Here is a 22007-nt window from a genome sequence, read left to right as displayed (position 1 = left end):
GAACCCGGGGATCGGTCCGGATACGTTGGACACCGCCTCGACCACCTCCGGTAAGCCTGGAGGGACGACGAACACCCGCGGGACAGCCGTGACAGGTGCGATCGGCGCGGGTGGACGGGGCGTGGATAGCCGTCCGCCCCACGGCCCGGGGGTGGGCGGCGGGGCGGACGTGCGTGGAGAAGCGATTCTCCGGGGGGTACGGGACCGGGTCAGTGCTCGGTCGCGGTGCCGGTACGCGGGGTGTCCGGTGAGGGCGCGGCCGGGGCGCCCTGCGCGGTGTCGTCACCGGCCGGGGCCGGGGCCGGGGCGGGGACCGTGGCGGTGCCCGCGGCGCTCGCCGTGGCGGCGGTCTCCGCCTCGGTGCGGGCCTGGTTGCCCGAGACCATCCGCAGCGGGACCTCCTTGAGCCGGGTGGAGAGCACGATCGCCGCCAGCAGCAGTACGGCCACGATCGCGAAGACCACGTCGCCGGCCGCGGAGAAGCCCGCGAAGAACGGGTGGCTGAGCGGCTTGGCGAGCCCGTTGAGGAACGAGGTGTCGTCCAGCCCGCCGCCCAGGTGCTGGTGCAGCGCGGCGAGTTGGTCCGGGTGGGCCTTGCCCGCCGCGATGAACGCCGGGTCGGTGGCCGCCTTCGTGTACTCGTGGGCGATCTTGGTGCCGGCCTGCGAGAACAGCACGGACAGGAAGATCGCCGTGCCCAGGGTGCCGCCGATGGAGCGGAAGAACGTCGACGACGCGGAGGCGACGCCCATGTCCTTCGCGGGCACGGCGTTCTGCATCGCCAGCACCAGGCTCTGCATGTTCAGACCCAGGCCGATGCCGAAGATCGCCATGTAGATGTCGGTCTGCCACAGGGCCGTGTCGGCGCCTATCGTGATCATCAGGCCCATGCCGATGACCATGAGGAAGGACCCGACCACCGGCAGGATCTTGTAGCGGCCGGTGCGGGCGACGAACTGGCCCGAGCCGAGGGAGGCGAGCATCAGCCCGGCGACCATCGGCAGCAGCAGCAGGCCGGACTTGGTCGGTGAGGCGCCCTTGACGATCTGCAGGTAGAGCGGGATCACCGACATCCCGCCGAACATCGCCATACCGATGATCGTGACCTGGGCCGAGGCGACCGAGAAGGTGCTGCTGCGGAAGAGCCGCAGCGGAAGAAGCGCGTCGTCGCCCATCTTGTGCTGGACCCAGACGAAGAGCGCGAGGCCCGCCGCGCCGGTCAGGTAGCAGGCGAACGAGCCGGCCGAGTCCCAGCCCCAGCTCTGCCCCTGCTCCGCGACGACCAGCAACGGCACCAGGCCGATGGCCAGCAGCGCCGAGCCCCACCAGTCGATGCGCCGCTCGCGGCGGACGTGGTCGAGGTGCAGCACCTTGGCGATGACGACCAGCGCGAAGGCCGCGATGGGGACGTTGATGTAGAAGATCCAGCGCCAGCCCGCGGCGCCCAGGAAGCTGTCCGTGCCGGAGAGCAGACCGCCCAGCACCGGGCCGAGCACCGAGGCGCTGGCGAAGACGGCCATCATGTAGCCCTGGTAACGGGCGCGCTCACGCGGCGGGATGATGTCGCCGATCACCGCGAGGGCGAGCGGCATGATGCCGCCGGCGCCTATGCCCTGGAAGGCGCGGAACCCGGCCAGTTGGTACATCGACTGGGCCAGTCCGCACAGGGCCGAGCCGATCACGAAGATCACGATCGCGAGCATGAACAGCCGCTTGCGCCCGTAGATGTCCGACAGCTTGCCGAACAGCGGTGCGGCGATCGTCGAGGTGATCAGGAACGCGGTGGTGACCCACGCCTGCGCGGACAGGTCGTTGAGGTCGTTGCCTATGGTCTTGATCGCCGTCGAGACGATCGTCTGGTCCAGCGCGGCCAGGAACATGCCCAGGACGAGGCCGGACAGGATCGTCATGATCTGACGATGGGTCAGCGCGCCGTCCGGCGGCGAGCCTGTCTGACGGGTTGCGGTGGCGCTCATGCGGTACTGCCCTCTTTCAAGTCACTGGTGCGAGCGCCCTGTCGCGCCGCGTCGGTCGTCCAATGGGCGTGGGTCGTGTCATAGGCGGCGGTGAACCGCTCCAGGAGCCGTACGAACTGGCTGCGCTCCTCGGTGGACCAGCCGCTCACCACCTGCTCGAAGAAGGCCATCCGGGTCTGCTCGTGCTCGGCGATCACGGCCTGGCCGGCGTCGGTCACCACCAGCAGGCTGGCCCGGCCGTCCACCGGGTCCGCGCGGCGCTCCAGCAGCCCGCGGTTCACCAGCGCGGCGACCTGGCGGCTGACCGTCGACAGGTCCGACTGGACGCTGGTGGCCAGCGCGCTCGCCCGTATCGGGCCGTCGACCGCGCAGTGGCGCAGCAGGATCTGCGTCGCGGAGTCGACGTCGTCGCTCGCCGCGGCCAGCAGCCGGGCCTTGGAGCGCCGCACCGTCCGCAGGAGTTCGACCACCGCGTCCGCGACCGAGGCCACGCCGGCGCCGGGTGTGCCCCCGGCCCCCTCCTCCGCGCCGCCCTGATCCGTGCCGCCCTGATCCCCGCGGCCCGCCCCGCCTTGCCCTGCGACGGACTCCGCGCCTGTCCGGTCCACCAAAAGTGCCCACCTCCACGTGTTTCGTTACTTGTATAACACAAGCGCTTGGGGTGTACAAGTAACAGCATGGAGACGGACCCGGGCCCGGACCGCCGCGTGGCGATCCGGGCCCGGGGGAGCGTGCTCAGCGGCCGAGTGCCTTGTTGAGCTCGGCCTTGGTCATGGTCGAACGGCCCTCGATGCCGCGTTGCCGGGCCTCGTTGTAGAGCTGTTCCTTCGTGGGGCCGCCGGACCCGGAGTGCGAGCGCTGCCCGCCCCGCCTGGACGACGACATGTCCTCGGTCGAGCTGCGGCTGGCGGTGCGCGACTCGCCGGCGCGGGCCCGCTCCTTGTTCACGGTGCGCGCCGCGATCTCCTCGGCCCGCCGCTCGGACGTGCCGCGCTCCTTCGCGCTGTCCTTGATGTGCTCGTACTGGCGCTCGCGCTTGGCGTTCGATCCTCTGGGCATGGTGCTCGCCTTTCTGGTCGGCCGGACGGGGGTACGCGACCTGGGCCGGCGCCGCTACCCGGCACCGCGCCCGGCGAACGGCCCGAGGGTCGCGGACCGCCGCCGTGCGCCTGCCCGCCCGGAAGCGCGGTACGCACCGGCCGCGGGGTACCGGTGGTCCGTACCCGGTGCGACCGGTGCGGGTCCGCGGCCGGACCGGAGTGCGTCCTGATGGCCCCGGCGGGGACGATCCGCCCGCGGAACCCGGCGTCAGGCGGGGATCGCGGCCACCACGTCGATCTCCACGAGGATGTTCATCAGGTCGGAGCCGACCGTGGTGCGCACCGGGTACGGCTCGGTGAAGAACTCCCGGTACACCGCGTCGTAGGCCGCGAAGTCCCGGCGCAGGTGCTGGAGGTGGACCGTCACCTTGACCACGTCGTCCATGGTCAGCCCGCGCGCCGCGAGCACCGCCCGCACGTTGCGCAGGACCTGCGCGGTCTGCTCCGCGACCGTCTCGGGCACCGCTCCCGTCGCCGGGTCCTGCGGGCCGAACCCGGCGGTGAACAGCAGCCCGCCGGCCACCACGCCCTGGCTGTACGCCCCCGCGGGGTTCGGCGCGTCCTTCGTGCGTACCGCCTGCTTGCCCTGTGCGCTCATCCGGTCAGGTCTCCCTCTCGCTCGTTGACGGCGGCGAAGTGCCGCAGTTTCTCCTCGTCCACGCTGACGCCGAGACCGGGCCCCTCCGGCACCCGCAGCCGCCCGTTCTCCAGGTGCAGCGGCTCGATGATGTCGTCGGCGTGCAGGTAGTACATGCTGTCGATGGCGCGGGAGAGCACCGGGGTGCTGGCCACGACCGCGAGGTGCGCCGCGGTCGCGATGCCCAGTTCCCCGCCGCTGTGCAGGTTCATGCCGAGCCCGAAGGTCTCGCAGTGCGCGGCGAGCGCCTTGGTGGCCGCGATGCCGCCCCACTTGTAGACGTCACCGTGGATGACGTCCACGGCGTTGAGCCGCATCGCGGGGGCGAACTCCTCGAACCGCACGACGCACATGTTGGTGCACAGCGGTATCCGCACCTTCGCCTTGACCTGGCTCATGCCCTCGATGCCGGAGCACGGGTCCTCCAGGTACTCCAGGTTCAGCTCCTCCAGGGCGATGCCCGCCCGCACCGAGTCCGGCACCGACCAGGCCGCGTTGGGGTCGACCCGCAGGTTCACCTCGGGAAGCGCCGCGCGCAGCGCCCGCAGGATCGCCACGTCGCCCCGGACGTCCGTGGTGCCCTTGAGCTTGACCGCCTCGAAGCCGCCCTCCTCGACCACCCGCACGGTGTGCTCGGCCAGCGCCTCGGCCAGTGCCGCGCCGCTCGCCCCGGGGGCGTCGGCGCGGGTGATCAGCGCCGTGATCGGGACCTCGTCCCGGACCCGGCCGCCCAGCAGGTCCGTCACGGACTGCTCGGTCGCCTTGCCCATCGCGTCCCAGCACGCCACGTCGATGGCGGCGATCGCCGCGTAGCCGAGGTAGCCGTGGAAGAAGGGCACCATGTGGTGCCTGCGGTGGAAGCTCTCCAGGGCGAACGGGCTGGTGCCGATCAGCTCCTTGCCCAGCGCCTTGACGATCGCGGCGACCGGCCGGCCCCACATGGTCTCGCCCCAGCCCTCGACGCCGCTGTCGGTACGGATGCGCACCACGGTGCGGGTCTCTCCCGTCTTCGTCTCGAACGAGCTCGTGAAGGGGTTGACCAGCGGGAGGTTGACGACCCACACATCGACATCGACGATCTTCATACGTTTCTCTCCAACTCGGTGGTGACAGGTGCGGCGCCCGCGGGCACCGGCTCGGCGGCCGAGGACCGCGTCGAACGCAGCGGTGCTCGCTTCGAACCCGGCGGTGCTCGCTTCGAACCCGGCGGACGGCCGCGCCGACTCAGCGGTGCTCGCTTCGAACTCAGCGGGTGGCCTCGTCGAACGCCTGGATCGCCCGGGCCAGCCCGGCGGCTCGGTCGTCCAGCAGCCGCCGGCCGCGCGCGGCGTCGGCGGCGGAGGCGTCGTCGGTCGACCCGCCGACCCGGGCCCACTCGCCGTGGCGCTCCACGGTCAGGCCGGGGTAGGGCGGGTGGTCGAACAGGGGCGGCGGCTCCACCGGGGCGCGGGCCGGCACGGGGGTGCGGACGAGGTCCGGACGGGCCGCCAGCATCAGCGACGTCTCGAACCAGCCGGCGTGCCCCGGGGTGACCTCCGGCCGCCCGCCGTCGTCCTCGCCGGAGGTGACCGTCCAGTACGAGCAGGCCGCCACGGTGACCTCGGTGCGCAGCGCGAACCGCTTGACGGCCAGCCGCATGATCTCGTCGTTGCCGCCGTGGCCGTTGACCACCATGATCCGGTGGTAGCCGGAGGTGGCGAGCGAGTCCAGCACGTCGTCGAGGACCGCCCCGAGGGTGGCCGCGCTGAGCGACACCGCGGCCGCGAACAGGTGGTGCGGGCTGTGGCCGAAGGGCAGCGCGGGCAGGCGCACCAGCTCCGTACCGCCCTCGTCCCGCGCGAGCAGGGCCGTGGCCCGGTCGACCACCGCCTCCGCGAGGAGGGTGTCGGTGCCCATGGGCAGGTGGGCGGCGTGCTGCTCCTGGGAGCCGATGGGCAGCAGGGCGATGCCCCGCGCGCCGGCCGCGCGCACCTCCTGCCAGGTCGACTCGGTCAAGTTCGTGTGGATCACAGCACTACCTTCCTGAAACCCGGTCGTGGCAGAGTCGGCCCATGGCCGACGAACGTTTCCCCTTGCGACTGGTGCCCGCGCTCGAACCGGAGCCGGTCGCACCGCGTGGTCCACGCAGGCTGGGGGCGGTCGAACTGGTGCCCGGCCGGATCAGGGCCGCGGTGCTGGACCTGTCCGGCACCGTGGTGGAGCGGACCGAGACGGGGTACGACGCGGCGACCGCGCTGCCCGCCGATCTCGACGCCGCGCTGGCCCGCGCCGCCCGCGTCTTCGCCGGCGGCCGTCCGGAGGGCATAGGGGTGGCGGCGGCCGGACTGGTCGATCCCGACGCCGGGCTGATCACCGAGGTCAACGACGTGCCGGCGCTGCGCGGCTATCCGGTGGCGACCCGGCTGGAGGCGCTGACCGGGGTGCCGGTGCGGGTGGAGCACCACGCCAGGCTCCAGGTGCTCGGCGACCGGTGGTTCGGTCCCGGCCGCGGCCGGCGCACCTTCGCGTCGGTCTCGACCGGCGAGGTGCTGGGCGTGGGCATCCTCTACGCCGGCCAGGTGCTGGCCCCGCCCGGCGGCCGCAGCGGCGCCCACATGACGGTGTCGGCCAGCGGTGAGCGCTGCACCTGCGGCAGCCGCGGCTGCTGGAAGACCGTGGCCACCACCCGCTGGCTGCACGCCAGGGCGCGGGAGGCCGGCCTGGGGCAGGCGGTGTCGCTGGGTGCCCTGGTGGCACGCGAGGACGGCGCCGCGCGGCGGGTGGTCGAGGAGTACGCGGAGAACGTCGCCCTGGGCCTGGTCAACGTCCAGCAGCTCTTCGCCCCTGGGCTGTTCGTGCTGCACGGTGAGGCGCGTGAGGGCGGCGAGCGGTTCCGCGGGCTGATCGAGGAGCGGCTGCGCTCCGGCCTGGTGGGGGACGGCGCGGAGCAGCCGCGGGTCCTGGTGAGCACGGCCGCGGTCGACGACGTGGCGCTGCTGGGCGGCGCCGGGCTGGTGCTGTCGCAGTTGTAGCGGGGAGTGCCGGGGAGATCGTCGCGGGGGCTGCCGTGGCGGCGACGCGCGACGGCCCGGCTCGTATCCGGTCATCGCGGGTCCCCGGAGCCGGCGGGGCCGGGCGCGTCCGGGCCGGTGGTGGCGGCCGTCGCGGTCGGTACGGCGCGCCCGCGGCGGCCCCGGCGCGGATCGGGCACCGGCACCGCGTCCAGCAGTTGACGGGTGTACTCGTGGCGGGGGCGGCGCAGCACCTGGTCCGCGTCGCCGACCTCCACCAGCCGGCCCTGCCGCATCACGGCGATCCGGTCGGCCACCTGCTGCACGACGGCGAGGTTGTGGGAGACGAAGAAGTAGGTCAGGCCGCGCCGCTGCTGGAGCTCGGCGAGCAGGTCGAGGACGCGGGCCTGCACCGACACGTCCAGGGCGCTGGTCGGCTCGTCGAGCACGATCAGCCGGGGCTCGACCGCCAGCGCCCGAGCGATGGACACCCGCTGGCGCTGCCCGCCGGAGAACTCGTGCGGGTAGCGGTCCTGGATACCGGCGTCCAGGCCGACCGACTCCAGCAGCTCGCCCACCCGCTCACGGATGTACGCCCGCCCGCGCCTGCCGCGTGCCGCCGGGTCGTGGGTGACCATCGGCTCCGCCACGATGTCGGTGATCTTCATGCGCGGGTTCATGCTGGAGTACGGGTCCTGCAGCACGACCTGTATCTGGCGGCGCAGGCGGCGCAGTTCGGCCGGGGGAAGGGCGGAGAGGTCCTGCCCGTCGAAGCGGACGCTGCCCGCGGTGGGTTCCACCAGCCGCAGCAGCAGCCGGGTCAGCGTGGTCTTGCCGCAGCCCGACTCGCCGACCAGCGCGAGCGTCTCGCCCTCGCCGACCGTCAAGGACACGTCGTCCACCGCGACGGCGCCGTGCCGCCCGCCGAACTCCTTGCGCAGTCCGGCCAGTTCCAGCAGCGGCCGGCGGGTCTGGGGTGCCGTGCCGGCGTCGGTCGTCATGCCAGCTCCAATCGGGGGGTGGCGGCCAGCAGCCGGCGGGTGTAGTCGTCGGCCGGGTGGTCGAAGACGTCCAGCACGTCACCGGTCTCCACGACCGCGCCCTGGTTCATGACGGCCACCCGGTCGGCGGTCTCCGCGACCACCCCGAGGTCGTGGGTGATCAGCAGGACGGCCATGCCGTGCCGTTCCTGCAGCGAGACCAGCAGGTCGAGGATCTGCCGCTGCACGGTGACGTCCAGTGCGGTCGTCGGTTCGTCGGCGATGAGCACGCGGGGCCGGCCGACCAGCGCCGCGGCGATCATCACGCGCTGCCGCAGACCGCCGGAGAGCTCGTGCGGGTACTGCCGGAACCGGCGTTCGGGGTCGGGAATGCCGACCTCGTCCAGCGCCTCGACGGCCGCGGCGCCCGCCTGCGCGCGGGACATCCCCTGGTGGTGCCGGAGCACCTCGGCGACCTGGGCGCCGACCCGCCGCAGCGGGTCGAGGCTGGTCATCGGGTCCTGGAAGACCATGGCGATGTCCTGGCCCCTGATCCGGCCGAGTTCCTTCTCGGGGAGGGTGAGCAGGTCACGCCCGTCGAACAGGACCCGGCCGCCCGCGTAGACGCAAGGCGGCTGCGGGTTGAGCCGCAGCACCGACAGGGCGGTGGCCGTCTTGCCGCTGCCGGACTCGCCGACGACGGCGAGCGTTTCGCCCTGCGCCAGGCTCAGGCTGACCCCGCGGACGGCGTGCACGGTGGTGGTGTCCAGCCGGAAGTCGACGCTCAGGTCGGCGATCTCCAGGACCGGCTCGCGGGCCGGTGCGCCGGTGCCGACCGGCGGGTGGCCGGTGATCGGCTGGTCATGGGGGATCGGCTGGTCAGTGCTCATCGGCTTGTCAGTGGTCATCGGCGGTACGCCTTCGGGTCCGCGACGTCCCGCAGGGCGTCGCCGGTGATGTTGATGGCGAGCGAGGTGAGCATCAGTGCGATGCCCGGGAAGACCGCGACCCACCAGGAGGTGCCCAGGTACAGCTGGCCGTCGGCGAGCATCGACCCCCAGGTGACGGTCTCCTTGGGCACGCCCAGTCCCAGGTAGCTCAGCGACGCCTCGGCGACGATCGCGGCGGCGATGTGCAGCGTGCCGATGGTGGCCAGCGGCGCCATCACGTTGGGCAGCAGGTGGCGGCGCATGATGGCGACGTCGGTGACGCCGATCGCCCGCGCCTCGGTGACGAAGTCGCGGGAGCGCAGCGACATCACCTCCGAGCGCACCACCCGGGCGTACGACACCCAGCCGGTGATGCCCAGCACCAGGATCACGTACCACAGCCCGGAGCCGAAGAACCCGACGATGGCCAGGGCCAGCAGGATCGAGGGGAAGGCGAGCTGGACGTCGGCCAGCCGCATCAGCACCCGGTCGGGCCAGCCGCCGAAGTAGCCGGCGGCCAGGCCGATCACGGTGCCGATCACGCCGGCGAGCAGCGCCGCCCCGGCGCCGACCAGGAGCGAGACGCGGGTGCCGTAGATGACCCGGGAGAGCATGTCGCGGCCGAGCTGGTCGGTGCCCAGCAGGTGGGCGCCGCTGCCGCCGTGCTGCCAGGCGGGCGGCTTGAGCCGCATCAGCAGGTCCTGCGCGTTGGGGTTGTCGGGCGCGAGCAGCGGGGCGAAGAGCGCGGCGATCAGCAGGACCGCCAGGACGGCGAGCGCGACCACGGCGAGCTTGTTGCGCAGCAGGCCGGTCAGTACGGCGGAGCGCCGGCCGCGGGTCGCCGCGCGGGCGGGAGCCGCGGCGGGCGCGGCTGGTGAGGTCAGGGTCATCGGGAGTTCCTCACCCTCGGGTCGAGGAGGCTGTAGGAGAGGTCGACCAGCAGGTTGACCACGACGAAGGTGGTCGCGAAGAACAGCACGGTCGCCTGGACCAGCGGGAAGTCGCGGTTGGAGATGGCCTCGATCGTCAACTGGCCGACGCCGGGCCAGGAGAAGACCTGCTCGGTGAGGATCGCGCCGCCCAGCAGGCTGCCGACCTCAAGGCCCACCACCGTGACCACCGGCAGCGACGCGTTGCGCAGGCCGTGCGTGAGCACCGTCTTCACCGGGCCGAAGCCCTTGGCGCGGGCGGTGCGGATGTGGTCGGAGGAGAGCACGTCGATCAGCGACGAGCGCAGCAGCCTGGCGACGACCGCGATCGAGTAGACGGAGAGCGTGACGGCCGGCAGCACCAGGTTGGCGAAGGTGCCGTAGCCGGAGGCGGGCAGAGCGTGCAGGCCCACGGCGAAGACCAGGATCAGCAGGATGCCGACCCAGAACGGCGGGGTGGACTGCCCGAGCAGGACGCCGGTCATGATGCCGCGGTCCGAGGCGCGCCCGCGCCGCATGGCCGCCACGATGCCGGCGGGCACGGCGATGACGAGCGTCACCACCAGGGCCGCGGCGGCCAGTTCCAGGGTGGCCGGCAGCCGGTCGGCGAGCACATGGCCGACGGGCTCGTTGTAGGAGATGGAGTTGCCGAAGTCGAAGTGCAGCAGGCCCCAGATGTAGTCGAGGTACTGCGTGATCAGGGGCTTGTCCAGGCCGAGGCTGGCGCGCAGCACCGACTCCTGCTTGGCGGTGGCGTCCGGCGGGAGCAGCAGCTTGACCGGGTCGCCGGAGAGCCGGACGAGGAAGAAGGAGACGGTCGCGGTGCACAGCAGGACGAGCAGTGCCGTGCCGACCCGGATCAGGACCGCGCGCAGCAGCCCGGAACGGACGTCGAGCCGGGGCCGGCCCGTCCCCGCGGCGCGTGGCGGTCGGAGGGTGAGTTCGCTCATGTGGAGATCTCCGCACTCTGCATGGCCAGCACGCCGGCCGAACCCGGCTTCCAGCGCGGGCGGCTGTTGCGGGCGTAGATGTTGTCGATCTGGTACAGCGGGACGAAGGGGGCCTCGCGCTGGATGAGTCGCTGGAGGTCGGAGAAGGCGCGCTTGCGCTCGGCGGGGTCCTCGGACAGTTCCTCGACGTCGATGAGGTGGTCCGCGTCCTTGTCGTGCCACCTGCTCTGGCGGCGGTCGCTGCGGACGTTGGACTGGAGCATGCTCTCGCCGTCCAGCGTCCAGACGGTGCTGGCGGCCAGGTACATCGGCCCGAGCGCGTTGTGGTCGTCGGAGGTGAGCCGGTCGGCGTAGGTGCCGGGGTCGAGCAGCTGGACCTTGGCGTGCACGCCGGCCCGGGACAGCAGCCCGGAGATCGCCTCGGCGACGTTGGAGTCGATGTTGGAGGCGGTCAGCTGGGTGGAGAACCCGTTCGGGTGGCCGGCCTCGGCGAGCAGCTTGCGGGCGGTGTCCACGGAGCGGGTGAACGGCTGGACGGAGGGGTCGAAGCCGAACGCGCCGCGCGGGATCATCGCGGGCACCTCGGTGGCCTTGCCGCCGAGCACCGCCTTGATCAACAGCGGTACGTCCACCGCGTGGTTGAGCGCCTGGCGCACCCGACGGTCCTTCAGGGGCCCGTCGGCCAGGGTGTTCAGCGACAGGTAGGAGGTCCTGATGCCGGTGAAGCCGTCCAGCTTGACGCCGCCGTAGCCGTCCAACTGCTGCGCCGCGTCGGGGGTCAGGCCGGCCACGAGATCGACCTGGCCGCTTTGCAGCGCGGCGAGCGAGGAGGACGGGTTGGGTTGCGGGCTGAACACCAACTCGTCGACGTGCGGCCGGCCTTGCCAGTGGCCGGGGAAGGCGCGCATCCGCAACTGGTGGTCGCGCTGCCAGCGGACGAAGGTGAACGGCCCGGTGCCGACGGGGTGTTCGGCGAACCCGGCGTCCCCGACCTTGGCCAGGTAGCGCGGCGGGACGACCACGCCGCCGAAGAGCGAGAGCTTGTCCGGCAGGATCGGGTCGTGCAGGGTCGTGTGCACGTCGACGGTGAGCGGGTCGACGACGGTGACGTCCTTGACGTAACGCAGTTCGACGATCGGCGACTTGGTCGCGGGGTCCAGTACGCGCTCGATGCTGAACTTGACCGCCGCCGCGTCGCAGGGCTCGCCGTTGTGGAACGTGACGCCGGGGCGCAGGGTGAAGCGCCAGGTGGTCGCGCCGCGGGCGACCCAGGTCAGGGCGAGCCGCGGGTGCAGGAGGTTGTCCTGGCCGCGGGTGGTGAGCGTGTCGAACATGTTGATCAGGGCGTTCATCGACGTCATGTCGCCCTGTTTGTGCGGGTCCATGGTCTTGGGGTCGCCGGGCTGGGACACCCGCAGGACGTTTCCGGCGCTGCTCGCGGGGCTGGTGCCGCACCCGGTGAGCAGTGCCGGAGCCGCGACAGCCGGGATCAGCAAGCCGCCGAGCCGCAGGATGTCGCGGCGGGCCGGGCGATTACGGTCCACGTTCCTCCCTTGACGATGTCGTTCCATTGGGCAGCACATCCGTTCCGGCAGATGGAATGATGGGCTAAGCTAGGCGACATGGCGAAGATGGTCAACACTCGGATCGGCGAGCAGGGCCGCGCGAAGGGTCCGATCGACAAGGCGATGGAAGTGCTGGAAGCGCTCGTCGAACCCGGTGGGCCGCACCGGTTGGGCGATCTCGCCCGGCGCACCGGCCTGACGAAACCGACCGTCCACCGCCATCTGCAGACCATGGCCGAGTTCGGCTTCGCCCAGCCCGTCGACGGCGGCCGCTACCGCGCCGGGCCGCGCCTGCTCGGCCTCGCCGCCGCCGCCCTGCACGACGGCCAGGACCTGCGGCTGGCCCGCCCGGTGCTCGCCGAACTGCACCGCCGCACCGGCCAACTCGCCTGCTACGCCGTACGGCACGGGGACGACGCGGTCCACCTGGAGCACTCCGACGCGCCGCCTGAGTTCCGGATGGGCGTGCGACCTGGCGGCCGTACGCCGCTGTACCGCAGCGGACCGGGCCTGGCGATGCTCGCCGCGCTGCCGCCGGGGGAGTGCGCCGACGTGCTCGACGGCGTACCGCCGGAGGAATGGGCCGCGCACCCGATCGGCGACGCCGGCGCGCTGCGCGCGGTGCTGCGGGAGGCCGCCGAGCGCGGCTACGCCGTCGACGACGGATACGGCGAACCCGACGTGCGCTCGGTCGCCGCGCCCGTGCTCGACGAGACCGGGCAGGTGGTCGGCGCGGTCGGCGTCAGCGGGCTGACGTTCACCCTCGACGAGGAGAGCGTGCGGCTGTTCGGCCCGATGGTGCGCGCCGCCGCCCGCGCCGTCTCCGCCGGCCTCGGCGGACGCGCGCCGTCGCTCGGCGTGGTGGGCCGGACCGCGGAGGACGAGCGGGACCAGGGCGCGGAAGGGGAGCGGGTATGAGCTCCCTGCGCGATCTGCTCGCCGACGGCCGGGAGCGCGAGGTCTACTCCGCGGCGGCGTGGTCCGTCGGCGACGCGGCCGGAACCCGGGACCGGGGCTGGACCGGCACCAGGAGCTGGGGCGGCGAACCGCTGGACGGCACCGACCTGTGGGACCTCGCCTCCGTCACCAAGCCCGTGGTGGGGCTCGCGGTGATGGCCCTGGTCGACGCGGGCGCGCTACGGCTGACCGACACCATCGGCGACCACCTGCCGGAATACCGGGACGGCGACAAGGCGGAGTTGACGGTCGGTCAGCTGCTCGCGCACACCTCGGGCATCCCCGGCCAGGTCCCCCTCTACCGCGAACACCCCACCCGCGCCTCCCTCCTGGAGGCGATACGCCTGCTGCCGCTCACGGCCGCACCCGGGACGCTCGTGCAGTACTCCTCGCAAGGCTTCATCATCCTGGGCCTCATCGCCGAGGCCGCCGCGGGGGAGACCCTGGACGTCCTGGTGGAGCGGCTGGTGTGCGGCCCGCTCGGGATGACCGGCACCGGCTTCCGCCCGGCCGCCGAGGCCCGGCGGCGCGCGGTGGCCACCGAGGACTGCCCGTGGCGCGGCCGGGTCGTGGTCGGCGAGGTACACGACGAGAACGCGGTGGTGCTCGGCGGCGTCGGCGGGCACGCCGGCCTGTTCGCCCCGCTCGCCGACATGGAAGGGCTCGCCCTGTCCCTCGCCGGCGGCGCCCGGGAACTGCTGCGCCCCGACACCTTCCGGCAGATGACGGCCGTCCACTCCGAGGGCCTGGCGCTGCGGCGCTGCCTCGCCTGGCAGGGCCAGGACCCCGTGGACTCGCCCGTCGGCCGGTCCTTCGGCCCCCGCTCCTACGGCCACACCGGCTTCACCGGCACCAGCGTCTGGATCGACCCGGACACCACCCGCTACGCCGTCCTCCTCACCAACCGGGTCCACCCCTCCCGCACCACCGACGGCATCGTGGCGACCCGCCGCGCCTTCCACGACGCGGCGAGCTGACGAGCCGAGGCGACGCGGCAACCTGACGCGGCGAGCTGATGCCGCGTCAGCTCACGTCAGCTCGACTCGTCGCGCAGCCACTGCTGCTGCGCGCTGAAGAGGTTCGGCAGCCGGATCGAGGCGAGCACGGAGCGCAGCTCGCCGCGCTGCGTCCCGCCGACCAGGACGGCCGCCGACACCTCCCGCCAGTCCGTGACGGTGTCCAGCCGTTCCATGTCCGCGCAGCTCAGTCCGGCGAGGTCGAGGGGGATGACGGTATGGCTGAGGTGCCAGATGCCGACGTCGACCTGGCGCCGCAGCACCGCTGTCGGGACCTCGGGGAACCGGCAGTTGACGTAGGTGTACCCGCGGTCGGGGGGGAAGGCCGACTGCGTGAGGAGCACGTGGTCCGGTGAGTCGTCGTCGATCGCGACGCGGGCGCCGGGGCCGGGCGGGTCGTCGCCGGTGCGGGTGACCGCGACGAGGCGGTGGGGCGCGTAGTACGTGCCCGGCGCCAGCGTCAGCGAGGGCGCCGCGTCGGAGGCCTGGGTCGCACCGCGAAACGCCCCCGACGAGACGACGGCGAGGTCGTACGCGCCCGCGTGCAGGGCGGCGAGGCGCCGGGTACCGCCTCGCTGGTGGCGGATGGTGTGGGGCACGCCCAGTTCGGTGAGTTCGCCGGCGAGGGCCTCGGTGAGGGCGTCGATCTCGGCCGGGCCGCTGGGCGGGAAGAGCAGCCGCAGCGGGGCCAGTCCGGCGATGTGCCAGGCCGCGCCGACATGGAGCGACCCCACGGTGCGCCCCTGGTGGCCGTGCGACGCGGTCACGAGCGCTTCCTGGTCGGCGAGCGTCTTGATGGCCCGCTGGACCGTGCCCGCGCTGGCTCCCACGGTGCGCAGGTAGTGGCTGTTGGTGGGGAGCGTCTCGCCGACGCCGACCCGCAGCGCGTCCACCACGATCGCGCGCAGCACCTGGTCCAGCGGCCGACGGACGGCCGGCGCGGGCAACTGGTTCGTGCCGTGCACCTGGGAACTCCCGCTTCTCTCGCTCGCGCGACAGGACCGCGCGGTACGGCCCCCGACTGGTCACGTTACAGCGGGCCCGTGATCACGCTCCAGCGCACACAGCGTTGACACCTCGGCTCTTCGCCCGTACCTTTGCTCCGAAATTCGAGTACTCCAAATATGGAGTACTCTGGAACGGTCATCGGCCGAGGGAGTCCGGATGCATCTCACGCTGGAGGCGGTGGCGGCTGCCGCCGCGGGCGGCCTGTTCGCCGCCGCTGTCGGAGCCCTCGCGGCATTCGTGCTGTGCGGGCTGATGATCCTGGTCGGTGTCGCCGCCGTGATCGGCGCGGGGAACCCCTGGTTCCTGGAGCACGTCGCGCTCGGGGAGTGGTTCGGACCGCACATCGCCTTCGCCGGCGCGGTCGGCGCACTCGCCTACGCGGCGCGGCGCGGCAGGACCGCCACCGGTCGGGACATCGTGCCCGGGCTGCTCGGCCTCGCGGACCCCGGCACCCTGCTCGCGGGCGCGGCCTTCGGGGTACTCGGCCTGGTCGTCCAGAGCGCCCTGAACACGAGCGACTGGATGACGCGGTACGCCAACACCACCGCCCTCACCGTGGTCGCCTCGGCGTTCGTCGCGCGGCTGGTGTTCGGCCGGACCGGGCTGTTCGGCCACGCGGAGGTCAGCCGGCTCAGAGACCGCTTCCGCACCACGCGGACCGCGGCCTGGCTGCCGGCGCAGGAGAAGCCGGTGATGGCCGCACTGCTCGGCCTCGCCGTCGGGTTCCTGGCGTCCTGGTCGGCGGTCGAACTGGTCAGGACCGATCCGTCGCTGAGCCTGGCGGCCGGCGTCCTCGCCTTCGGCGTCTCCGCGCTGTCCCTGGTCTTCCTGGCCACGCCGGTGACCGTCCCCGCCACCCACCACATCACGTCCGTCGCCGCCGCGACCGGCCTGGCGTTCTCCTCCGTATGGGTGGGCGCGCTGGCCGGCTTGGCCACAGCCCTGGTCGGCGAGGGAGCCTCGCGGGTCTTCTTGATCCACGGCGACACGCACATCGATCCCCCGGCCGTGGCGATAGCCGTCATGACGCCGGCCTGCCTGACGCTGGCCACCGTGCTCACCTGACGGCTCCGGCCCGCCACCGCTCCGCACCGACAGAAGGAACAAGGAACACCGTGCCTGACATCTCGCCTCTCCTGGACCAGCTCGCCGACGACCTCGGGATCGATGCGATCAGTACCGACCCCGCGGCCCTCGCCGCCACCAGCCACGACACCTGGCCGGTCGCCACCAAGTGGAACCGGCAGGACAAGCACCCGTACCAGGCGCAGGCCGTGGTCAGGGCGGCGACCGAGCAGGACGTCGTGACGGTGCTGCGCGCCGCCGGCGCCACCGGCACACCGGTGACGACCCGGGCGCTGGGCTCGTCCGTCACCGGGCAGCCGCTGCCGACCCGCGGCGGCATCGTGCTGGACGTCTCCGGCCTGGTCGGGCCCCCTGTCGTCGACGAGATCGACATGACGGTGACCGTGCCGGCCGGCAACAACGGCGGAGAACTCGAGGACGCGCTCAACGCGTCCGGATGGACCATGCGCTTCTCCCCGCAGTCGCTGTACCGCTCGTCGGTCGGCGGGTGGCTGGCCACGCTGGCCACCGGCCAGTTCTCCTCCCGCTACGGCGGGGTCGAGGACCTGGTCGTCGGCTACCGCGTGGTGCTGGCCACCGGCGAGGCGGTGGAACTCAAGGCGTCCCCGAGGGCGGCCATGGGACCGGACCTGCGTCAGCTCTTCCTCGGCTCGGAGGGCACCCTCGGCGTGGTCACCCAGGTGACCTGCAAGATCGTCCCGCTGCCGAAGGAGCGTCTGCTCCAGACCTTCCGGCTGCCCGACCTGGCGGCGGGCCTGGACGTCATGCGCGGACAGGCCGCGCTCGGCCTGAAGCCCTTCCTGCTCCGGCTCTACGACGTCGACGAGGCCCGGCACGCGCTGAACGACGCGCACATCGACCGCCCCGTGCTGTTCGCCGGCACCGAAGGGGAGCCGGCCGTCGCGGCCGCAGAACTGGAGGTCCTGACCGATCTGGCCACCGCGCGCGGCGCCGACCTGCTCGGCCCGGAGCCGGCCGCGGCGTGGATGGCGCGCCGGTTCGACTTCTCCACCGTGGAGAAGCAGCTCGACGCACCCGGCGGCTTCGCCGAGACCATCGAGGTCGCCCACACCTGGCGGCACGTCCTGGAACTCCACGCGGCGCTGAAGGAGGCCCTGAAGCCCTTCGCGGACGAGGTGCTCGCGCACTTCTCCCACGTGTACACGCAAGGGACCTCGATGTACCTCATCCTGCTCGGCCACGCGCCCGACGACGCCGCGGCCACGGAGCGCCTGGAGACGATCTGGGCGACCGCGATGGAGGTCTGCCTCCAGCACGGCGCCGAGCTGTCCCACCACCACGGCGGCGGACTCGCCCGCTCGCCCTACTCGCGCCGCTCGCTGGGATCGGCCCACCTCGTGCTGCGCAAGCTCAAGCAGGCGCTGGACCCCGACGCCCTGCTCAACCCCGGCAAGCTCGGTCTGTGACCGGCCGGGCCACCCTCCCTCCCGGCACCGCCTCCACAGCGGCGCCCTCCCAGGACATGGAGCTCGACGATGAGTGACCCATCCCGCCTTCTCGTCATCGACGAGGGCACCACAGGAACCCGCGCCCTGGTGTTCGACGGCGCGGGCGCCGTGCGCGGCCGCGCCTACAGCGAGTTCACCCAGTTCCACCCGGCCGCCGACCGGGTGGAACACGACCCCGAGGAGATCTGGCGGCTCACCTCCGCCCGTATCGCCGACGCCCTGCGCGAGAGCGGCACCCGGGCCGAGGAACTGTCCGGCATCGGCATCACCAACCAGCGCGCCACCACGGTGCTGTGGGACCGCGGCACCGGCCGGGCCGTCGCTCCGGCCATCGTCTGGCAGGACCTGCGGACCGCGGCGATGGCGGACCGGCTGCGGCCCGAGTGGGGGGCGGCCGTCCAGGCCCGCACCGGCTGGACGCCGGCCCCGGTCTACTCGTCGCTGTCGCTGTGCTGGATGCTGGAGCACGACAAGGACCTGGCCCGGCGCGCCGAGGCCGGCGAACTGGCCTTCGGCACCATGGACTCCTGGCTCATCCACCGGCTGTCCGGCGGCGCCGTCCACGCGATCAGTGCGTCGAACGCCGCGGTCACCGGCTCCTACGACCTGCTCACGGACTCCTGGTACCGCGACTGGCTCGGCGCGCTCGGCCTGCCGATGAACCTGTTCCCGCAGGTCGTCGACGACTCCGGCCACATCGCCACGACCGACCCGGCCGTCCTGGGGGCCGAGGTGCCGATCGCCGCCGCGGTCGCCGACCAGTCGGCGGCACTGTTCGGACAGGGATGCGTCCACCCCGGCGACGCCAAGACCACCCACGGCACCGGGACCTTCCTCGACGTCAACACCGGCAGCACCCCGGTGATCTCCCGGCACGGGCTCAGCACCATCATCGCCTGGCGCCGCGACGGCCGGACCACCTACGGCCTGGAGGGGTACGCCCCGGTCACCGGCGCCGCCGTGCAGTGGCTGCGCGACGGGGCCGAACTGCTCGGCAGCGCCGCGGAGACGGAGGAGTTGGCCCGCAGCGTCGACGACAACAACGGCGTGTACTTCGTGCCGGCCCTGACCGGCCTCGGCGCCCCGTCCTGGGACGCCAGTGCGCGGGGCCTGCTCATCGGCATCTCGCCGGGCACCACCCGCGGCCACCTGGCGCGCGCCGCGCTGGAGGGGATCGTCTACTCCATCAAGGACTTCATCGAGCTGATGTCCGAGGAGTCCGGACGCGCCGTCACCTCGATGCGGGCCGACGGCGGCGCCTCCGCCAACGACTTCCTGCTCCAGTTCCAGGCCGACATGCTCGGCGCGGTGATCCACCGGCCCTCCAACGTCGAAGCGACCGCGTCGGGGGCCGCCTACCTGGCCGGGCTCGCCGTCGGCACCTGGTCCGACCCCGAGGACTGCTTCCGGGCCACCGGCGACGACGCGGTCTTCGTCCCGGCACTGGACGACGCCTCCCGCGACGCCCGGTACACGCAATGGAAGCGCGCGGTCGAGCGCGCGAAAGGATGGGTCGTCCAGCAGTGAAGCGATTCTCGCCGTCAGAACTGCCCACCGAGGCCGACCTCCTCGTCATCGGCGGGGGCATCACCGGGGCCTCGGTCGCCCGGGACGCCGCGCTGCGCGGGCTGTCCGTGGTCCTGGTCGACCGCGACGACTTCGCCGGCGGCACCTCCAGCCGGTCGTCGAAACTCATCCACGGCGGCCTGCGGTACCTCCAGACGTACCAGTTCAGGATGGTCCACGAGTCGGTCCGCGAGCGCGAGGTCATGATGCGCATCGCACCCCACCTGGCCGACCTCCAGCCGTTCATGTACCTGATCTACGACGGCTACCCCGAAGGGCGCGCGCTGCTCAACCTCGGCCTGACCTTCTACGACGCCTTCTCCCGGGCGCCGTTGAAGCGGTGGCACCGCATGCTGGGCCGCGACGCGGTGCTGCGCCGCGAGCCGCACCTCAACGCCACCGGCCTCAAGGGCGCCGGGCTCTACCACGACGCCCTCACCGACGACGCCCGCCTCGTCATCGACGTGCTGGAGTCCGCGTCCCGGGCCGGCGCGCTGCTGGGCAACCACCGCGAGGTCACCGGCTTCCTCCGGGACGGCGGCCGGATCGCGGGCGCCGAGGTCGTCGACCGGCTCACCGGCGAGCACATCACCGTACGGGCCAGGACCGTGGTGAACGCCGCCGGTCCCTGGGTGGACCGGGTCCTCGGGCTGGAACGCGCACCCGAACACCCCACGCTGCGCCCCACCAAAGGGGTGCACATCGTGCTGCGCACCGAGGACTTCCCGCTGCACACCGCCGTGTTCCTGCGCTCCCCCTCGGACTCCCGCGTGGTGTGGCCGACCCCCGCGGGCGACGGCCGGCATGTGTATGTCGGCACCACCGACACCGACTTCAGCGGCTCCCTGGACGAAGTCGTCGGCGACGAGGAGGACTTCACGTACCTGCTCGAAGCGGCCAACCACGCGCTGCCCGGCGCGCACGTCGACAGCAGCCACATCGTCGCCTCCTGGGCGGGCCTGCGCCCCCTGATCGCACCCCTGCCGGGAACGTCCAACTCGGCCGCGTCCCGCGAGCACAGCATCACCGTCGGCGACTCGGGCCTGATCACCGCCGCCGGCGGAAAGCTGACCACCGCCCGCCTCATGGCGGCCCAGATCGTCGACACGGCCGCCGGGCAGCTCGCCGACCGGTGGGGTCTGCACGGCCTGCCGCCGTCCAGCACCGGCAAGGCCCCGATCGCCGGCGGGGACCCCGGCGAACTCGCCGGCGCCCGGCAGGCGTTGAGCACGGCACCCGTCGCGGAGGCCACCCGGCAGCGATGGCTGCGCCGGTACGGCGGGAACGCGGCGCCGCTGGCCCGCGCGGCCACCCGGCACGCGGCGGACGGCGAACCGATCGGCGACAGCGTGCTCACCCCTGCCGAGATCCGGCACGCCGTCGTCCACGACATGGCCATGACCGTGTCGGACGTCCTCGTCCGGAGGACCGGCTCCTTCTTCTGGTCCGCCGACGGCGACGCCGCCGCCGTCGAGCAGGTCTCCGACGCCCTGGAAGCCGAACACGGCTACTCGCCGCACGACCGGGCCCGCCAGCAGGCCGACTACGCGCACTGGGTCGCCCGCAACCGGGGAACCCGGCCGCGATGAGCGACGATCACGGCCCCGGGGACACCGACGGGGAGCGGTGCGGGGGGACCCACGGGGGAATCCAGGTGCCCGGGGCGTCGGGGGTGGGGGCGGTGGCCGCGAGGTGGGTGCGGAGGGTGGCGAGCGCCGGGTGGGGGTTGTCGCGGTGCCAGAGGAGGGAGTGGGGGTAGACGGGGGTCGGATCGGTGATCGGGATGCGGCGCAGGTCGTAGCCGGCGGGCCAGACGAGGCGGGCCCGGGTGCCCATGAAGGTGGCGAGGGCCGGGGTGTCGGCGATGGTGTCGAGGAGCGCGTCGGAGCCGAAGTTGGGGCCGGTGGCCTCGATGGTGAGGTCGTACGCGGCGAGGAGGTCGTCGTAGTAGGCGGCCCACTCGGTGCCGGGGGTGATGCCGGGCATCCAGATCCGGTGCCCGGCGAGCTGGGCGACGGTCACCGACCGGGCGTTCGCCAGCGCGTGGGCGGGGCCGGTGAGGAGCTGGAGCGTCTCGTCGAGTACCCGGACGGACTCGATGCCCTCGGGAAGGGGCCGCCCGGGGGCAGCGACGGCACGGAAGGACGCGTCGATCGCGCCGGACCGGATGGAGGCGACGGCCGTCTCGATGTCGAACAGCATCAGCACGTCGAGTTCGATCTCGGGGTACGCGCGGTGGAAGTCGCGCATCAGGCCGGACGCCGCGCCGCGCGAGGAGATGACGTCGACCCGCAGTTGCCGGCGGCCGGTGCCCACGGACGCGACGGCCCGCTCGGCGACGCGCAGCAGTTCGCGCGCGTGGGGCAGGAACGCCTGCCCGTCGATGGTGAGTTCGGCGCCGCGCGCGGTCCGGGTGAACAGCCGCACGCCGAGGGTGCGTTCCAGCGCGGCGATGCGCTTGGAGACGGCCTGCTGGGTGACCGCCAGTTCCGCGGCGGCCTCCTGGAACTGCCCCGCGTCGGCGGCGGCGACGAAGGTCCGGACGGCGGCGAGATCCATGGTGACAACCCTAGTCCCACAACCGGTGGTTGTGGGACGGCGGTGCTTGGGTGGTCCTTCGGCGATGCTTCGGCGGTGCTCGGCGGCGGCAACCGCGCTCCCGGTGACGCCTCCGGTCGCGCCTCGGTTGTGCGGGCCGGCGGCGACGCCTCGACCCGCCCTTCGGCGATCGGATAATCGGTTGCCGCCGGCGCCGGCGGCGGATGCAATGTCCGCCATGGCCATCCAGGTGCGCCCGCCTGGTGAGAGCGGCGGCGTGCCACCCGGCCCCGCCGAACCGCGCTCCGCGA

At 72.9% G+C, this 22007-nt stretch carries 20 protein-coding genes; 7 read left to right on the top strand and 13 right to left on the bottom strand.

The features are described 5' to 3' along the window. Positions 1 to 209 precede the first annotated feature (209 nt). The 6 genes from OG370_RS03765 to OG370_RS03740 all read right to left on the bottom strand — a co-directional run bounded on the left by OG370_RS03765 (position 210) and on the right by OG370_RS03740 (position 5723). Positions 210 to 1976 (bottom strand): MDR family MFS transporter, encoded by a 1767-nt coding sequence (locus OG370_RS03765; RefSeq protein ID WP_328460562.1) that lies wholly within the window; start codon positions 1974 to 1976, stop codon positions 210 to 212. Continuing rightward, positions 1973 to 2584 carry a MarR family winged helix-turn-helix transcriptional regulator gene (locus OG370_RS03760; protein ID WP_328460560.1) on the bottom strand — a complete coding sequence of 204 codons (612 nt, stop codon included), beginning with the start codon at positions 2582 to 2584 and terminating at the stop codon, positions 1973 to 1975. Before OG370_RS03760 ends, OG370_RS03765 begins: the two co-directional genes overlap by 4 nt. A 127-nt stretch (positions 2585 to 2711) precedes the next feature. Continuing rightward, positions 2712 to 3035, bottom strand: a complete 324-nt coding sequence (locus OG370_RS03755) for a plasmid stabilization protein (RefSeq protein WP_328460558.1) — start codon at positions 3033 to 3035, stop codon at positions 2712 to 2714. Between the two features lie 249 nt (positions 3036 to 3284). Further along, positions 3285 to 3674, bottom strand: coding sequence for a RidA family protein (locus OG370_RS03750; RefSeq protein ID WP_328460556.1), 390 nt, complete (start codon positions 3672 to 3674; stop codon positions 3285 to 3287). After that, positions 3671 to 4798, bottom strand: a complete 1128-nt coding sequence (locus tag OG370_RS03745; protein ID WP_328460554.1) for a mandelate racemase/muconate lactonizing enzyme family protein — start codon at positions 4796 to 4798, stop codon at positions 3671 to 3673. Before OG370_RS03745 ends, OG370_RS03750 begins: the two co-directional genes overlap by 4 nt. Before the next feature lie 160 nt (positions 4799 to 4958). Next, on the bottom strand, positions 4959 to 5723 hold the full coding sequence (locus tag OG370_RS03740; protein WP_328460552.1) for a creatininase family protein: 765 nt from the start codon (positions 5721 to 5723) through the stop codon (positions 4959 to 4961). A gap of 41 nt (positions 5724 to 5764) precedes the next feature. On the opposite strand from OG370_RS03740, the gene OG370_RS03735 reads away from it, so the two are divergent. Then, on the top strand, positions 5765 to 6724 hold the full coding sequence (locus OG370_RS03735; protein ID WP_443060610.1) for an ROK family protein: 960 nt from the start codon (positions 5765 to 5767) through the stop codon (positions 6722 to 6724). Between the two features lie 71 nt (positions 6725 to 6795). Here the strand turns inward: OG370_RS03735 and OG370_RS03730 are convergent, their stop codons facing one another. From OG370_RS03730 to OG370_RS03710, 5 genes are read right to left on the bottom strand one after another with little or no spacing between them, the layout of a single operon-like run. After that, positions 6796 to 7704, bottom strand: a complete 909-nt coding sequence (locus OG370_RS03730) for an ATP-binding cassette domain-containing protein (protein WP_328460550.1) — start codon at positions 7702 to 7704, stop codon at positions 6796 to 6798. After that, positions 7701 to 8591, bottom strand: coding sequence for an ABC transporter ATP-binding protein (locus OG370_RS03725; RefSeq protein WP_328460548.1), 891 nt, complete (start codon positions 8589 to 8591; stop codon positions 7701 to 7703). The genes OG370_RS03730 and OG370_RS03725 overlap by 4 nt, the downstream gene beginning before the upstream one ends. After that, positions 8588 to 9502, bottom strand: a complete 915-nt coding sequence (locus OG370_RS03720; RefSeq protein WP_328460546.1) for an ABC transporter permease — start codon at positions 9500 to 9502, stop codon at positions 8588 to 8590. Before OG370_RS03720 ends, OG370_RS03725 begins: the two co-directional genes overlap by 4 nt. Continuing rightward, entirely contained in the window at positions 9499 to 10491 is a 993-nt protein-coding gene (locus OG370_RS03715) for an ABC transporter permease (RefSeq protein WP_328460544.1), read from the bottom strand. Before OG370_RS03715 ends, OG370_RS03720 begins: the two co-directional genes overlap by 4 nt. Then, positions 10488 to 12005: an ABC transporter substrate-binding protein gene (locus OG370_RS03710; protein ID WP_328473751.1), complete on the bottom strand. Its 1518-nt coding sequence runs from the start codon at positions 12003 to 12005 to the stop codon at positions 10488 to 10490. The genes OG370_RS03715 and OG370_RS03710 overlap by 4 nt, the downstream gene beginning before the upstream one ends. Before the next feature lie 108 nt (positions 12006 to 12113). Between OG370_RS03710 and OG370_RS03705 the strand changes: the two genes are divergently transcribed. Next, entirely contained in the window at positions 12114 to 12974 is an 861-nt protein-coding gene (locus OG370_RS03705) for an IclR family transcriptional regulator (protein ID WP_328460542.1), read from the top strand. Further along, positions 12971 to 13990, top strand: a complete 1020-nt coding sequence (locus tag OG370_RS03700) for a serine hydrolase domain-containing protein (protein ID WP_328460540.1) — start codon at positions 12971 to 12973, stop codon at positions 13988 to 13990. Before OG370_RS03705 ends, OG370_RS03700 begins: the two co-directional genes overlap by 4 nt. Before the next feature lie 56 nt (positions 13991 to 14046). Here the strand turns inward: OG370_RS03700 and OG370_RS03695 are convergent, their stop codons facing one another. Then, a complete protein-coding gene (locus OG370_RS03695) occupies positions 14047 to 14994 on the bottom strand; it encodes a YhfZ family protein (RefSeq protein ID WP_328460538.1) in 948 nt (315 codons plus the stop codon). Between the two features lie 199 nt (positions 14995 to 15193). Here OG370_RS03695 and OG370_RS03690 point away from each other — a divergent pair, with 199 nt between their 5' ends. The 4 genes from OG370_RS03690 (at position 15194) to OG370_RS03675 (ending at position 20747) form a co-directional block, all read left to right on the top strand. Further along, a complete protein-coding gene (locus tag OG370_RS03690) occupies positions 15194 to 16102 on the top strand; it encodes a hypothetical protein (RefSeq protein WP_328460536.1) in 909 nt (302 codons plus the stop codon). Between the two features lie 50 nt (positions 16103 to 16152). After that, positions 16153 to 17550, top strand: coding sequence for an FAD-binding oxidoreductase (locus tag OG370_RS03685; RefSeq protein WP_328460534.1), 1398 nt, complete (start codon positions 16153 to 16155; stop codon positions 17548 to 17550). A gap of 69 nt (positions 17551 to 17619) precedes the next feature. Continuing rightward, positions 17620 to 19119, top strand: coding sequence for an FGGY family carbohydrate kinase (locus tag OG370_RS03680; protein WP_328460532.1), 1500 nt, complete (start codon positions 17620 to 17622; stop codon positions 19117 to 19119). Further along, complete coding sequence (locus OG370_RS03675; protein WP_328460530.1) at positions 19116 to 20747, top strand: glycerol-3-phosphate dehydrogenase/oxidase; 1632 nt, start codon at positions 19116 to 19118, stop codon at positions 20745 to 20747. The genes OG370_RS03680 and OG370_RS03675 overlap by 4 nt, the downstream gene beginning before the upstream one ends. 7 nt (positions 20748 to 20754) lie before the next feature. Here the strand turns inward: OG370_RS03675 and OG370_RS03670 are convergent, their stop codons facing one another. After that, on the bottom strand, positions 20755 to 21717 hold the full coding sequence (locus OG370_RS03670) for a LysR family transcriptional regulator (RefSeq protein WP_328460528.1): 963 nt from the start codon (positions 21715 to 21717) through the stop codon (positions 20755 to 20757). Positions 21718 to 22007 lie beyond the last annotated feature (290 nt).

Source organism: Streptomyces sp. NBC_00448, from assembly GCF_036014115.1.
Taxonomy (GTDB): Bacteria; Actinomycetota; Actinomycetes; order Streptomycetales; family Streptomycetaceae; genus Actinacidiphila.
The sequence above is the reverse complement of the archived record's forward strand: the minus strand, read 5'-3'. Positions and strand labels throughout refer to the sequence as shown.

Coding starts and splice junctions, on each gene's coding strand:
- OG370_RS03765 (WP_328460562.1), bottom strand. CDS start 1,976: ATGAGCGCCACCGCAACCCGTCAGACAGGCTCGCCGCCGGACGGCGCG.
- OG370_RS03755 (WP_328460558.1), bottom strand. CDS start 3,035: ATGCCCAGAGGATCGAACGCCAAGCGCGAGCGCCAGTACGAGCACATC.
- OG370_RS03750 (WP_328460556.1), bottom strand. CDS start 3,674: ATGAGCGCACAGGGCAAGCAGGCGGTACGCACGAAGGACGCGCCGAAC.
- OG370_RS03745 (WP_328460554.1), bottom strand. CDS start 4,798: ATGAAGATCGTCGATGTCGATGTGTGGGTCGTCAACCTCCCGCTGGTC.
- OG370_RS03735 (WP_443060610.1), top strand. CDS start 5,765: ATGGCCGACGAACGTTTCCCCTTGCGACTGGTGCCCGCGCTCGAACCG.
- OG370_RS03730 (WP_328460550.1), bottom strand. CDS start 7,704: ATGACGACCGACGCCGGCACGGCACCCCAGACCCGCCGGCCGCTGCTG.
- OG370_RS03725 (WP_328460548.1), bottom strand. CDS start 8,591: ATGACCACTGACAAGCCGATGAGCACTGACCAGCCGATCCCCCATGAC.
- OG370_RS03720 (WP_328460546.1), bottom strand. CDS start 9,502: ATGACCCTGACCTCACCAGCCGCGCCCGCCGCGGCTCCCGCCCGCGCG.
- OG370_RS03715 (WP_328460544.1), bottom strand. CDS start 10,491: ATGAGCGAACTCACCCTCCGACCGCCACGCGCCGCGGGGACGGGCCGG.
- OG370_RS03705 (WP_328460542.1), top strand. CDS start 12,114: ATGGCGAAGATGGTCAACACTCGGATCGGCGAGCAGGGCCGCGCGAAG.
- OG370_RS03700 (WP_328460540.1), top strand. CDS start 12,971: ATGAGCTCCCTGCGCGATCTGCTCGCCGACGGCCGGGAGCGCGAGGTC.
- OG370_RS03690 (WP_328460536.1), top strand. CDS start 15,194: ATGCATCTCACGCTGGAGGCGGTGGCGGCTGCCGCCGCGGGCGGCCTG.
- OG370_RS03680 (WP_328460532.1), top strand. CDS start 17,620: ATGAGTGACCCATCCCGCCTTCTCGTCATCGACGAGGGCACCACAGGA.
- OG370_RS03670 (WP_328460528.1), bottom strand. CDS start 21,717: ATGGATCTCGCCGCCGTCCGGACCTTCGTCGCCGCCGCCGACGCGGGG.